Here is a 12,818-nt window from a genome sequence, read left to right as displayed (position 1 = left end):
ATTTCTGCCGCCGCACTCCTGTCACAGGACAGCCGTGTCGTGACGGCCCGCCCACAACGCCAGAACGGTCCGGTCGTCGTCGTAAGTCGACAGATGGAAATCCACATCGTGCAGGAAGCTGCGCAGCGCGGGCGGAGAACTCCACGATGTGACGAGCCGCTGGGCGAGCGCGCTGCCGCCGCCGCCCATGGCCGTCCCGAACCCGTCGCTGCACAGCACGAGCACATCACCCGGCCCCCAATCGATCTGCCGTTCGCGCAGCTCACCGAGGTCCTCCGGCAGGGCGGACGTGACGTTGCCCGGTCGCTGTCCGTCAGGTGGGAAGATCTCGGTCCACATCCCGTCATGGAGCCACAGCGCCGGCGAGTCCCCGATGACCGCGCAGGCGGCGATCCCGCGCCTGCCGTCCGCGGGGACCACCCCGATCGTCAGCGTCGTGGCGGGCGGATTCGATGCTGCGGCGCTGTGCCTGCCAGTGGTCGCCGGCGGGATCTGGCCGCCGAGCCGGGCGGTGGCGCGCATGACCTCCCCGGCGACGGTGGCGAAGACCGCGTGCCAGCCGGGGTCGGGGGTCAGGGAGAGGTTCGTGGCGGCGCGCACGGCCACCGCGGCGGCGTGTTCGGCGTGCAGCGTGCTACCCAGCCCGTCAGCGACGGCCGCGATGACCCATCGTCCGTCCGCACTCAGCCGTACGGCGTAGGCATCCTGCAGGGGTTCGCCGCGATATCGATGGCGCCGGCCGCGGATGCTCACGGCGCGGACCGTGGTCTGCGCGAGCATCCCCCCGTCGAGTGCGACGCCCGGGGCGCGCGAGTCCGCCCCGCCCGCCAGCAGGACGGGCAGCGGCTGAGGGAGCGGACCGAGTGACGTTCTGCCGTCGGCCGCGGTGCGGGTCCTGCGGCCGAGCAGCAACTGCCCGAGGAGTACGGCGCCGCCGCCGGCGATGCCGAACAGGATCCACAGCGGCCAGCCCGACGCCGTCCCGCCGCCCTGCCGCGGACCGGGTGTCATGGTCACCATTACCGTCGGCTCCGGCGACGGACCAGGGTTCGCTGCCACCGGGCCGAATCCGATAACCAGGAGTAATCCCGCCAGCGTCGCCCTGATCATCTCAGCTGCCGCATTCCGCCGGGTCCACGCAGAACGGTCGTGTTCCTGTTGACCGAGGCGCTGATGCTGTCCGAGACGGCCTGCGCGATGCCGTGCAGCACGGTGGCCGCCCCTGTCGCGATCTCGCCCGCGAAGGCCAGCACTTCGCCCCGGAGGGAGGTGGCGACCCGCCGCAGGGTGTCCTCCTGCACCGTCCCGAATCCGAGCGCCACGATGTACGGCGCCGGGTGAAGGCTCGCCAGCCGGTCGCGCGCGGGCGCCCAGATCTCGACGTCCTGATGGTTTTCGCCAATGTACGGCTCGCCGTCCGTGATGAAGAAGACGACCGGCGCCCGCACGTCGAATTGCTTGGACAGCTTCCGGTAATCCTTCTCAATGATCTTCACGAGCTCGCTGAAGACCGCCAGATAATTCGTCTGCCTGCCGGGTTTCAGGGCCGGAACCCGGATCGCGTCGCACGGCCTGGTCAGCGGAAGCACCAGCTCGACCTTGTCGGAGAAGGACACCACGGCGACATGCGCGGCCTCACTGACGCCGGGATCGCCCGCCTCCAGCTCGAAAAGCAGCTCACTCACACAGTCGGAGAGAACCTCGAAGGGGGTGGGCCGTCCGTCCTCACGCGCGGCGTGCATCGAATGCGATACGTCGCACACGATGTAAAAGGGGAAGGCGCGAGGGCGCCCGTTAGCCGATCTCATTGGCTTTTCATCCTGATTGGGATTACCGATTTTTGCAAGGTTGCGAACAGAAAGATGACTTCAGCTGGTTCGCGGCTAACAGCCGGTATTGCCATCGCTCGTCCTCGAACCGGCGCTCAGGTCCCGGGATGAGCAGCTCCGGCCCCACCGCGGCCTGATCCGGCCGGGCTAGCGGCGCGCGAGGGCCGTGCTAGCGGGGTCATGAAATATCCGGATCGTAGATCTCCTGCTCGTCACGTGCCAGGTCCTGATCGGGGCCGTGTTCGCCGTTGCCGCGATACCGGCAGGGCTGGCCGGGGGCGGGCGTGTTCATCGCCTTCGACGACATCGCCGAGATGTTCATGGACAGAACGGGGAGAGTGTGATGCAGTACCTGGTCGCCGCGGTCGTGCTGGTCGGTCTGCTGTGCATGGTGAACATGCTGCTGACCGTCGGCGTGATCCGCCGGCTGCGCAAGCAGAGCTTGCCGCCGTCGATGCCCGCGGAAGGCCTCTCGCCCGGCGCGAGGGTCCCGCAGTTCGCCGCCACGACCACGAGCGGCGAGCCGATCTCCGGCGAACTCCTGGGCACACCCGCGCTGGTCGGCTTCTTCTCCCAGGGCTGCCAGCCCTGCAAGGACCTGCTCCCGCTCTTCGTGGAGCGGGCACGCGACACGTCGGACGCCGTGCTCGCCGTGGTCGTCGCCGTCCCCGGTGAGGACACGGCAGCCGACATCGAACAGCTCGCGGAGGTGGCACGTGTCGTCACGGAGGCGCCCCAGGGACCCCTCCAGACGGCGTTCAAGGTCAACGGATACCCGACGGTCATCACGATCGACTCCGGGGACACGGTCGTCAGCAGCGGTCACACCCTGCCCACCGAAGTCAAGGCGCTGTGAGCTGGGCGCTCCTCGCGGCGGCGTGCGGGCTCGCGGGTCTGGCCCTGCTGGCCGTACGGCTGCGCGCGACGTACCTGGTGATCCGCGTCTGCGGCGACAGCATGGCCCCGGCGCTGACCCATGGGGAGCGGCTCCTGTCCCGGCGCACGGACCTGGCGGCGCTGCGTAACGGGCAGATCGCCGTCGTCTCGAGCCCTTTCCCGACCGGCGGCAAATTCCTGATCAAACGTGTCGCCGCCCTGCCCGGCGATCCGGTCCCGGAGCAGGTACGGAAGGTCGTCGCCGACGACGTCGTCCCGGCCGGCAGGTTCGTCCTGATCGGTGACAACACCGAGGTCAGCTTCGACTCCCGCGAGCACGGCTTCTTCCACGCCGACGACCTCCAGGCCGTCACCGTCAGGAAGATGGAGGCGCAGCATGGCCGTTGACGGGGTGCGCCTGACCGCCTCCGCGCGTGAGGCTGCGGCGACCGGCTGGAGCAGCGCAGCCGGTCCCATGATCGGGTACGCGGTCATCCTGCTGGGCACGGCCACGGCACCGGTCGCGGTGGCCTGGCTGACCAAGCTGGTCATCGACGGCCTCACCGGGGCGGCCTCCCTGGCCGATCTGCTGGGCCTCGCCGCGGGGCTGGCCGGTACCGGCGTCGCCGCCGCGATCCTGCCGCACTGTTCGCGGTACCTCGGCAGCCAGATCGGCCGCGCCATGGCGGCCACCACGACGGACCGGCTCTTCGCGGCCACGGCACGGTTTCCCGGGCTCCGGCCTTTCGAGGATCCGCGCTTCCTCGACCGGTTGCGCCTGGCCCAGGAGGGGACGTCCAGGGCCGATGGCATCGTCACCGAGGCATTCGGCCTGGTCCGCTCCGCCGTCACCTTGATCGGCTTCGTCGGGTCCGTGCTGGTGATCAGTCCTACCATGACGCTGATCGTGCTGAGCGCCGCCGTACCGGCACTCATCGCGCAGCTGAAGCTGTCCCGCCAGCGCACGACCTTGATGTGGGAGATCGGCCCGGCGGAGCGACGGCAGTTCTTCTACAGCACCCTGCTCAGCACGGTCGAGGCGGCCAAGGAGATCAGGCTCTTCAACCTGGGCGGATTCCTGCGCGGCCGTCTCATGGCCGAGCTGGCAACGGCTCACGCGGGCAAGCAGCGGATGGACCGCAAGGAGCTGTCGGCGGAGGGGGCGCTCGCCCTGCTGTCCGCTGTGGTGGCCGGGGGCGGGCTCGTCTGGGCCATAGCCGCGGCCCGGACCGGCACACTCACCGTCGGGGACGTGTCGATGTTCACCGTCGCCGTCGTCGCCATCCAGGGCGGGCTCGACACCCTGATCAATGGCATCGCGACCACCGATCACAACCTGCGGCTCTTCGGCCACTACGTGGCGGTGGTCAGGGCCGAGCCCGACCTCGTCGCGCCGGCCGGCCCCGCGCCGCTGCCGCCGCTGCGCCGGGGGATCGAACTGCGCGACGTGTGGTTCCGCTACAGCGACGACCATCCCTGGATCCTGCGCGGCGTCGACCTGTTCATCCCGTACGGCGCGGGCGTGGCGCTGGTCGGGCTCAACGGCGCGGGCAAGAGCACGCTCGTCAAACTGCTCTGCCGGTTCTACGACCCGAGCCGGGGAGCGATCCTCTGGGACGGAGTCGACCTGCGCGACGTCCGGCCGGAGGCGCTGCGGGAGCGGATCAGCGGCGTCTTCCAAGACCACATGGCCTACGACTTCTCCGCCCGCGACAACATCGGCGTGGGAGACGTCGGTGCCCGTGACGACCTGAACCGGATCCGCGCCGCCGCGCGAAGGGCCGGGGTGGACGAGCTGCTGGCGGCCCTTCCCCGCGGCTACGACACGCTGCTCACCCGGATGTTCTCCAGCGAGGAGGACCGCGAGGACTCCTCGACCGGTGTCGTGCTCTCCGGCGGCCAGTGGCAGCGAACCGCCCTGGCCAGAGCCTTCCTCCGCGACGGACGGGACTTGATGATCCTCGACGAACCGAGTTCCGGTCTCGATCCCGAAGCCGAGGCCGACGTGCACGCCCGGATGCGCCACCACCGCGCGGGCCAGACCAGCCTGCTCATCTCCCACCGGCTGAACACGGTGCGGGACGCCGACCTGATCATCGTCCTGAAGGACGGGGGCGTCGCCGAGCGGGGAAGCCACGACGACCTCATGGCGGTGGACGGCATCTACGCCCGCCTCTTCCGCCTACAAGCCCGCGGATATCACGAGACGGCCTCCCGTGAAACCGCGTTCAGTGAACCCGAGACAGAAAGGAGGTGAAGACAGAATGCTGGACAAGCTCATCGACCGGTTGATTCCCACGGTCAAGGCTGACGCGGCGTGCACCCCGAGGTGCGTGCAGATCAGCTACGACCCGAACACCGGGTGCTACAAGATGAGGTGCTATTACTCCAACTGCACATACCGCACGGTCACCATGTGCGAGTAACTCGACGGAGAGAAGGTGGGACAGGTGAAATCCATCACCGCCTTGGCGGACCGGATCGTCGCCTTCGTCGTACCGGCCGGCGACGCGCAGGCCGCATGCACCGCACGTTGCGTTCTCACCAACACGAGCTGCACCGGCAGCATCTGTTGCGCTTACTACACATGCTGGAGGAGCGACTGCTCGGTCTACGTGAGAAAGCAGTGCGCCTAGGTAAGTAAAGGGACCGCCCCCTGGCAGGCGCCGGCCAGGGGGCGGTCCCTTAGAACGCGGTAGGAAAGCTCAGCGACCGGAGTCTGGTCGTACCCAGGAGAACGCGGCGGCCGTCGAGTGCCGCTGGCCTTCAAGTGCATCAAGGGGAACTATTACCGGGCGTACCGCTGTGACGGAGGCTGCCCGCCATTCGCGCAGATCTGCGCTGACTGTTCCTAGAACGACGCGCCTCGGAGTATGTCCTGATGCTGCCGGCGTAGGTAGTCGGCCGGTTCGATGCCGAGTTCCGTACTGAGGATGTCACGCATGCGCCGGTAGGCGGCGAGCGCTTCGGCACGGCGGCCGAGCCCGGTCAGGGCACGCAGCAGCATCTCCCACAGGGACTCACGGAACGGGTGGGCCTCGACGAGGCGCTCCAATTCCGGGATGACCCAGTTGTAGAGGCCGAGCCGCAGCTCGGCCTGCACCCAGAGCTCGGATGCGGTCAAGTGCGCCGCGTCCAGGCGACGGCGCTCGCAGCGGACGGTTTCGACGTCGATCTCCGGCGCCAGCGGACCGTGCCACATGTCCAGCGCCTCCCGCAGCAGACCGGCCGCCACCGCCGGATTGCCCGCGGCCAGAGCCTCCGATCCCCGGGTGAAGCACTGCTCGAACGCCCTGACGTCCACCGCTCGATCCGGGACGACCAGGGTGTAGCCGTTCCCGAGGGTGGTCAGGTCGACACCGTGAGCGGCAAGCGGCGCCAGAGTGCGTCGCAGGCGGTAAACATACGTTTGCAGACTCGCTCTGGCCGTGGCCGGCGGCTCGTTCGGCCAGAGCTCCGTCATCAGCCGATCCACGCTGACCACTCCGCCCGGGGACAGCATGAGAACGGCGAGGATCGCCTGCTGCTTCGCGGCCCGGATGTTGATCGCGCGGCCGCCGCCGTCGACCACCGCCAAGCGTCCCAACAGTTGGAACATCGTGCACCTCCGATCCGCATTGTGATCGTGGCGGGTATATTCCAGGTATGGCAGGCGCGTGCCGTACCTGGGCTCAGAGGTTGGCCAGGGCCGTCTGGATGCGGGTGAGCTCGCGGACCGTGGCGGCGCACAGGAGCGCGGCCACGGTGACGGCGGACTGGTCGTAGGGTCCCGGGCGGTCGTCAGGTGCTGGGCCCGGCCGATCTACCGCCGGCCGGGCGCAACAACCGAACCTGAACCGCGCATTACGAAAGGCGCGTGCTTCGCTTTACGGGTTCAACTGTCACCCGGGTCGGCGCTCGGCCCTAGCTCTCGCGCACCCTGGTCACGGCGTAGAACGCCGCCGCCGCAATTCGGCACGACGCCTTCTTCGTCTTGGAGAATTTCACGCACACGTTTCCCATATCGAAGAGGAACGCGTCATCGACGGTCTTTTTGTAGGTGTTCTTCCACTTGCTGGAGCTCGCGAGCCGCTTGACGTTGCGGTAGCCGAAGTCGTGGCGAGCGCAGGGCGTCGCGAAGACTCCCTTCCAGTAGTCTGAGTTACCGATCTTCTTGGGCACCGTACAGCCGTCGGTCCACCAGTAGAAGCTCCACCTCTTGACATAAGGCTCGTTCTGGTTGCGGCGCATGTTGGCCCAGTAGGTCTGACTGCTCGCGGTGTTCTTAGTGAGCGAGAGGGCCACGTTCAGCTGATGCTTGGGATCCGCCGCCGCCGGTGTGCTGGCCAGGACTAATGCCGCCATGGCGGTCACCAGCGCACCAGAGATGAATGCCGTCGTCTTCACGGGTACTCCTTGTTGAGGAGGATGATTCCCAAGGGTTACGGCTCGTGGTGCGGAACAGCAAATAATCACGGCCAACGCGGCGCGCGAACATACCCCCGCTATACCGCCCTAGGTGATCCGCTTGCAAGCGGAGCCGGAGCGCACGGCTTGCCCGGGATCGCGGCGGGGCAGGCGTGGCGACCGCTGGTCAGGGGCAGGGCCGAACCGCCGACCTTCCGCTTTTCAGGCCTTCTCGCCCATGTCATTCTCCATTTGGAAGCGGGCGGTGCCTACCGAGATCTTCCCAGTCGGACCAGTTGCCTTCCCGTGCGACTTGCCATATATGCCATAGGTGATTATTCGCGCCGCGAACGAAGACCTTGATCCGTCCATCAGCCGAGTTGTGTGCAGCCGGGTCACCCGCCACCGCCAGCAGGTCACCATTCGAAAGTGGGCGATATTAGCTCATATCCTCCCAGTTAGACCAATCACCGTCCCGTGACCACGCGGCTCACCCCGCCGGCCCCGGAGGCGGTACACCGCTGAGCCCGGCCGGGACTTTTCACGGCGCTGTGTGCTGCGCGTTCTCCTACCGGCTGAGAGGCCCGGAAAGAACAAGACTGTTTCAGCGGGAGTCTTCCCTGCATCCTGGCGCAGCCGGATCGGACTACGGGAGGACCCAGCAGATGACGACCGAACGGAACGCCGACGTGCCCCTCCATCTGGCGGGGAACAACGCGCCGGTGACTGAGGAGGTGACGGCCGAGGTGGTCGGCGCCGTTCCCGAGGAACTGACCGGCGTCTACCTCCGCAACGGGCCCAACCCGCAGACGGGCTGGTCGCCGCACTACTTCGCGGGCGACGGCATGGTCCACGCGGTGGCCCTGGACGGCGGGCGGGCCCGCTGGTACCGCAACCGGTACGTACGGACCCCGATGTACGAGCACCCCGGCCGGTCCCGCTTCGCCCTAGCCTTCGACCAGGCGACCGGCCGGGTGGATTACCGGGTCACCACCGCCAACACCCACCTGGTGTCGCACGGGGGCCGGCTGCTCGCGCTGGAGGAGGGCGGCTTCCCGTACGAGATCACGCCGGAGCTGGAGACGGTCGGGCCGTTCACCTTCGGCGGCGCGCTGCGCACCCCTATGACCGCGCATCCCAAGATCTGCCCGGGTACGGGCGAGCTGCTGTTCTTCGGCTCCCGGCTGCGCCCGCCGTACCTCACCTACTACCGCGCCACGCCGGCCGGCCAAGTGCTCCAGACGCAGGTGGTGGAGGTTGCGCGGGCGACGATGATGCACGACTTCGCCATCACCGAGCATCACGTTGTCTTCATGGACCTGCCAGTCGTATTCGACCCGGCGGTGGCCGCCGCCGGTGGGCTGCCGTGGCGGTGGGACGAGCGGCACGGCGCACAGTTCGGCGTGATGCGGCGGGACGGCGGATCGGTGCGCTGGTTCGGAGTCGAACCGTGTTACGTGTGGCACACCATGAACGCCTCGGAGTCAGGCGGCGTGATCACGGTCACCGGCTGCCGGGTGCCGAGCCTGTGGCGTGACGGCTCCTCTGACTACGACGGCGGGCTGCCCAATCTGCACGAGTGGCGGCTGGACCTGGCCGCGGGCTCGGTCGCCGAGCGGCCGCTGGATGACGCGCCGATCGAGTACCCGCGCGTCGCGGACGCCGAGGTGGGCCGGCCCAACCGTTTCGGTTACGTCACCAGCTTCTCGCTGGCGGCCGAGCCGGAGCGCTCGGAGATCTACAAGTACGACTTCGCCAGGGGCGCGGCCCGCGAGACACATCGGCTGCCCGCCGGGCACACCTGCGGCGAGGCGGTCTTCGTCCCCCGGAAGGAGACATCTCGCGACGACGACGGATATCTGCTGACCTTCGCCCACGACCGCTCCAGCGGGACCGGCTACCTGGCCGTCCTCGACGCCGCCGACCTTGCGTCCCCACCGGTGGCGGAGGTGCGTCTGCCGGTCCGCGTCCCCACGGGCTTCCACGGCAACTGGCTTCCCGGCCGCTGAGCTCTGGTGTCCCGCAGAGTCCACGAGGATCTCCGCGGGCCGAACGGTGGTCTGCTCATGCGGAGCCCCTTGCCAGGCCGAGCTCGATCCGGTCTGCCAGATAGTCCGCTCGGAGCGACGGCAACCAGGAGGAGATCGGTGACGTCGGTCAGCGTCGGGGTCCTGAGCCGATCAAACAGGCGCCTTTCCCAACGACGAGCCCGAGATCATCCGTCGAGTGGCGACCATCGCCGCCACCAAGGTCGACGATGGCGTCGAGTTCGATCCCAGCACCCTCAGGTTTCTGTGCCCATACGAGCAGATGAAGAGAACAACGGACTCCGACTGACCATGACCGCATCCATCCCCCCGGCGAGTAACCGTGACTGACCGCGGTTGACCAGCGCGGACGCGGATCGATGCCGGCAGGCGTTCCTGCGCAGATTCGACCTGGAGCACACCTACCCGCTTCTGGAAGCAGACCCTCGGCTGGGGCCGGCCCAAGCTGCGCGCCGCACAAGCCGCCGACGCGCTGCCGTCAAAGCCCTCGCCAGGTTGCCCCAGATTGGACCATACCGTCGATATACCACACCTCCCTAAATTGGCCCTTTCTCCGCAACCGAATCACCCCCGGCACGAGAGGGCACTATGCGAGTGACAGGCATCCTGAAGAAGACGGCGATCTTCGCAACCGTGGGCGTGGCGTTGTCGATCATCCCCGCGGCGGGCGCTTCGGCTTCGAACTCCACCGCGAGCTCCGCCGCGCAGAAGAAGCTCTCCATCGATTGCAACGTTGGCAGCAGCAGTGGCAGCTATCACCTTAGGTGGGCCGGAGTCTCGGTCTACTACACGCCGAAAAACGGCTACGACGAGATCGACAAGATCGAATATGACCGCGCGGACACCGGAAGCTCGTACAAGGTGAGAGTGAGGATCCGCAAGGACCTGCCCTATCTGCCCGACCAAACGCTGTGGTCCTGGAAGTTCGAAGACAACGACATCAGCAGCCGCTCCAAGGACCCCGGCGAAAGAGTGAAGTACTCGGACAAGTGGCACGTCGACCTCAAGGTCACCTTCCTCTACCAGAAAGGCATCGACCCAACGTGCAACGCTCACACCCGCAGTGTCTGACGCTACGTGACGGGGTGTGCCGCTATCGTCCAGGGCTTCGTCATCTACACCGCCGTGGGCCTGGCCCTGAAGCACGACCGTGAACGTTCCCAGCATGGTTGGCCGCAGAGGTAGCTCTCGGTTGCACTTCTGAGAGGCGTGCAACGGGCATCCCGTAGGCGGTCGTCAACGACGCTGTCCGGTGGGCTGGGGCCGAGGAACGAAGTCCCGGACCTTCGATCGCCCCCGTCCATCGACAGAGATCAGGCACCCCGTGGCGATCGTCGTGCGGCGGTGGGGCGGCGGCGCGTACCGTAGCCGGCGGTTCGGGTCCGGTCGGCGCGAGCCGGCGTCGGCGCCGCCCTGGAGTCCTGCCGTGCGTCGGGACCGGCGCCCACGCCGCACGCCCGACGGGCGGTGCAGGCGCAAGGGCGGACGCGGCGCTCAGCGCCGCCGCCCCTTGATACCCATAAGAACAACCGTGGGCGGGCCGCGAGGGACGGACGGCTTGGCCTGCGAAAATAGGAGGCGGCAGTCAGGATGCCCATGTCAGGATGGCCGCTTTGGACCCTAGGTGAAAGGAACTGAGTGACCATGCCTAGCGCCATCACTTTGATCCGCTCAGCTTCTCTGTCCGACGTCGCCCAGTACGCATACGCAGCCACGGCGCCTGCCGAGTCACGACTCATCTTCCTCGCCGGAGCGTGTCCCCTGAACGAGGACGGCTCGACGGCAGCCATTGGGAACTACGCGGGCCAAGCAGCGAAAGCCATCGAGAACATGCAGGCGGCTCTCACTGCCTCTGGCGCATCATTGCAGGACGTGATCAGCACAAGGGTTCTCGTCGCGTCCACCCGGCAGGAGGATTTGGGTGCTGCCTGGAAGGTAGTCCGGGACTCGTTCGGTGACCATGACGTACCGAGCACCTTGATGGGAGTCACCGTGCTTGGTTACGACGACCAACTCGTTGAGATCGAAGCCGTCGCCGCCGTACTTGATTCCTGAGCGGTAAGCGTCCACTTGGCGTAAACGGACACGGTGCGGCGGGTGCCGGTCCCCGCTGGCTAATGGCCCGTTAATGGCCCGAGCACCCCGTTCCAAGGTCTGGAGCGGGGTGTTTTGGCTGGTGGAGCCTAGGGGATTCGAACCCCTGACTTCCTGCTTGCAAATATGTTAGGCGATCATGGTCTAGCTACGAAAACCCAGCTCAGGCCCGTGATCGCATCTGCCCTGAATACCTGCTACTCCCCCCTATTCCCCCCTCCAACGGGCACGGCACGGGCACGCTCTTGAACGGGCACCGGGTCTTCCCGTCGCCGTCGTCCCACCCTCCCGGGGAGCGGATCAGGGTCATTTCCGCGATCTCTACGAGGACCCCCGATGGACGCGACGATCCTGCGATCGTGGCGCAAGGAGGGCGGCGACACGGTCACCTTCGACAGCGACGCCCACTCCCCCTCCGCCATCGCCCACCTCTTCACCGAAGCCGCCGACATGGCCCAGGCGTACGGCTTCCGCCCAGCCAAGGACCCCTTCGGCTTCTGGTCACGCGTAGGCGAGTTGGAGCCTGCTTTCAAAGCCTCCGAGTTGACATACCGCCTATATACCGCACCTCCCTAAATTGGCCCTTTGTCCGCAACCGAATCACCCCCGGCACGAGAGGGCACTATGCGAGTGACAGGCATCCTGAAGAAGACGGCGATCTTCGCAACCGTGGGCGTGGCATTGTCGATCATCCCCGCGGCGGGCGCCTCGGCTTCGAACTCCACCGCGAGCTCCGCCGCGGGCGGGGCGCTCTTCGCCTATTGCAACGTTGACGACCAGGATAGATGGGCGGACCTCGCGGCCTACTACACGCCGAAAAACGGCGAGGACAAGATCGACGAGATCGTCTATGTCCTCGGGGCCACCGGGAATAACCAGCTCGGAAACAAGAGCAACGTGAGATTGAGGATCCGCAAGGACCTGCGCTATAGCGCCGACAAAACGCTGTGGACCTGGGAATCCGGAGACAACATCAAGCCGGGCAGGCACGCCAAGTACCCCAACACAAGAGTGAAGTACTCGGACAAGTGGCACGTCGACATCTATGTCTCCTTCGACAAGAAAGGCATCGACCCAACGTGCAACGCTCACACCCGCAGCGTCTGACGCTACGTGACGGGGTGTGCCGCTCTCGTCCAGGGCTTCGTCATCTACACCGCCGTACGCCTGGCCCTGAAGCACGACCGTGAACGTTCCCAGCATGGTTGGCCGCAGAGGTAGCTCTCGGTTGCACTTCTGAGAGGTGTGCAACGGGCATCCCATAGGCGGTCGTAACCGACGCTGCCCGGTGGGCTGGGGCTGAGGAACGAAGTCCCAGACCTTCGATCGCCCCCGACCATAGACAGAGATCAGGCACCCCGTGGCGATCGTCGTGCGGCGGTGGCGCGTACCGTAGTCGGCGGTTGGGTTCCGGTCGGCGCGAGCCGGCGTCGGCGCCGCCCTGGAGTCCTGCCGTGCGTCGGGACCGGCGCCCACGCCGCATGCCCGGCGGGCGGTGCAGGCGCAGGGGCGGGCGCAGGGGCGGGCGCAGGGGCGGGCGCAGGGGCGGGCGCAGGGGCGGGCGCAGGGGCGGGCGCGGGGGGCG

General features: G+C 67.3%; 15 protein-coding genes. 9 read left to right on the top strand and 6 right to left on the bottom strand.

All coding sequences use genetic code 11. The annotated features are described in order from the left end of the window. Window positions 1-21: 21 nt before the first annotated feature. The 3 genes from MBA17_RS40905 to MBA17_RS40895 form a co-directional block, all read right to left on the bottom strand. Window positions 22-1,011, bottom strand: a complete 990-nt coding sequence (locus MBA17_RS40905; protein WP_238503238.1) for a protein phosphatase 2C domain-containing protein — start codon at window positions 1,009-1,011, stop codon at window positions 22-24. Window positions 1,012-1,106: 95 nt separating this feature from the next. Beyond that, the gene (locus tag MBA17_RS40900) at window positions 1,107-1,808 is read right to left on the bottom strand and encodes a vWA domain-containing protein (RefSeq protein WP_274386750.1); all 702 of its coding nucleotides are present in this window, start codon (window positions 1,806-1,808) and stop codon (window positions 1,107-1,109) included. A 199-nt stretch (window positions 1,809-2,007) separates the two neighbouring features. Next, complete coding sequence (locus MBA17_RS40895; protein ID WP_238503235.1) at window positions 2,008-2,151, bottom strand: hypothetical protein; 144 nt, start codon at window positions 2,149-2,151, stop codon at window positions 2,008-2,010. A gap of 21 nt (window positions 2,152-2,172) precedes the next feature. Here MBA17_RS40895 and MBA17_RS40890 point away from each other — a divergent pair, with 21 nt between their 5' ends. Genes MBA17_RS40890 through MBA17_RS40875 form a run of 4 tightly spaced genes read left to right on the top strand, consistent with a single transcriptional unit; the run spans window position 2,173 to window position 5,131 of the window. Beyond that, entirely contained in the window at window positions 2,173-2,685 is a 513-nt protein-coding gene (locus MBA17_RS40890) for a TlpA family protein disulfide reductase (protein WP_238503233.1), read from the top strand. Continuing rightward, the gene (locus MBA17_RS40885; protein ID WP_238503232.1) at window positions 2,682-3,113 is read left to right on the top strand and encodes a S26 family signal peptidase; all 432 of its coding nucleotides are present in this window, start codon (window positions 2,682-2,684) and stop codon (window positions 3,111-3,113) included. The genes MBA17_RS40890 and MBA17_RS40885 overlap by 4 nt, the downstream gene beginning before the upstream one ends. Further along, window positions 3,103-4,962, top strand: coding sequence for an ABC transporter ATP-binding protein (locus MBA17_RS40880; protein ID WP_238503230.1), 1,860 nt, complete (start codon window positions 3,103-3,105; stop codon window positions 4,960-4,962). Before MBA17_RS40885 ends, MBA17_RS40880 begins: the two co-directional genes overlap by 11 nt. 7 nt (window positions 4,963-4,969) lie before the next feature. Beyond that, a complete protein-coding gene (locus MBA17_RS40875; protein ID WP_238503227.1) occupies window positions 4,970-5,131 on the top strand; it encodes a hypothetical protein in 162 nt (53 codons plus the stop codon). Between the two features lie 425 nt (window positions 5,132-5,556). Here the strand turns inward: MBA17_RS40875 and MBA17_RS40870 are convergent, their stop codons facing one another. The 3 genes from MBA17_RS40870 to MBA17_RS50935 form a co-directional block, all read right to left on the bottom strand. Continuing rightward, entirely contained in the window at window positions 5,557-6,303 is a 747-nt protein-coding gene (locus MBA17_RS40870) for an AfsR/SARP family transcriptional regulator (protein ID WP_238503225.1), read from the bottom strand. Window positions 6,304-6,608: 305 nt separating this feature from the next. After that, window positions 6,609-7,091: a phospholipase A2 gene (locus MBA17_RS40865; RefSeq protein ID WP_238503223.1), complete on the bottom strand. Its 483-nt coding sequence runs from the start codon at window positions 7,089-7,091 to the stop codon at window positions 6,609-6,611. A 241-nt stretch (window positions 7,092-7,332) separates the two neighbouring features. Beyond that, the gene (locus tag MBA17_RS50935; RefSeq protein WP_475395195.1) at window positions 7,333-7,497 is read right to left on the bottom strand and encodes a DUF8189 domain-containing protein; all 165 of its coding nucleotides are present in this window, start codon (window positions 7,495-7,497) and stop codon (window positions 7,333-7,335) included. Between the two features lie 259 nt (window positions 7,498-7,756). Between MBA17_RS50935 and MBA17_RS40860 the strand changes: the two genes are divergently transcribed. From MBA17_RS40860 to MBA17_RS40840, 5 genes are all read left to right on the top strand, one after another. Then, a complete protein-coding gene (locus MBA17_RS40860) occupies window positions 7,757-9,100 on the top strand; it encodes a carotenoid oxygenase family protein (protein ID WP_238503222.1) in 1,344 nt (447 codons plus the stop codon). A 633-nt stretch (window positions 9,101-9,733) separates the two neighbouring features. Continuing rightward, the gene (locus MBA17_RS40855; protein WP_238503220.1) at window positions 9,734-10,210 is read left to right on the top strand and encodes a hypothetical protein; all 477 of its coding nucleotides are present in this window, start codon (window positions 9,734-9,736) and stop codon (window positions 10,208-10,210) included. Window positions 10,211-10,783: 573 nt separating this feature from the next. Continuing rightward, window positions 10,784-11,194: a RidA family protein gene (locus tag MBA17_RS40850; RefSeq protein ID WP_238503218.1), complete on the top strand. Its 411-nt coding sequence runs from the start codon at window positions 10,784-10,786 to the stop codon at window positions 11,192-11,194. Between the two features lie 375 nt (window positions 11,195-11,569). Further along, window positions 11,570-11,809, top strand: a complete 240-nt coding sequence (locus MBA17_RS40845; protein ID WP_238503216.1) for a PHP domain-containing protein — start codon at window positions 11,570-11,572, stop codon at window positions 11,807-11,809. 54 nt (window positions 11,810-11,863) lie between these two features. Beyond that, window positions 11,864-12,340 carry a hypothetical protein gene (locus MBA17_RS40840; protein ID WP_238503215.1) on the top strand — a complete coding sequence of 159 codons (477 nt, stop codon included), beginning with the start codon at window positions 11,864-11,866 and terminating at the stop codon, window positions 12,338-12,340. Window positions 12,341-12,818: the final 478 nt, after the last annotated feature.

The organism is Dolomitihabitans soli, assembly GCF_022213955.1.
Classification (GTDB): Bacteria; Actinomycetota; Actinomycetes; order Streptosporangiales; family Streptosporangiaceae; genus Streptosporangium_A; species Streptosporangium_A soli.
Note: the sequence above shows the minus strand (reverse complement) of the source record. Positions and strands in the feature narration are given on the sequence as shown.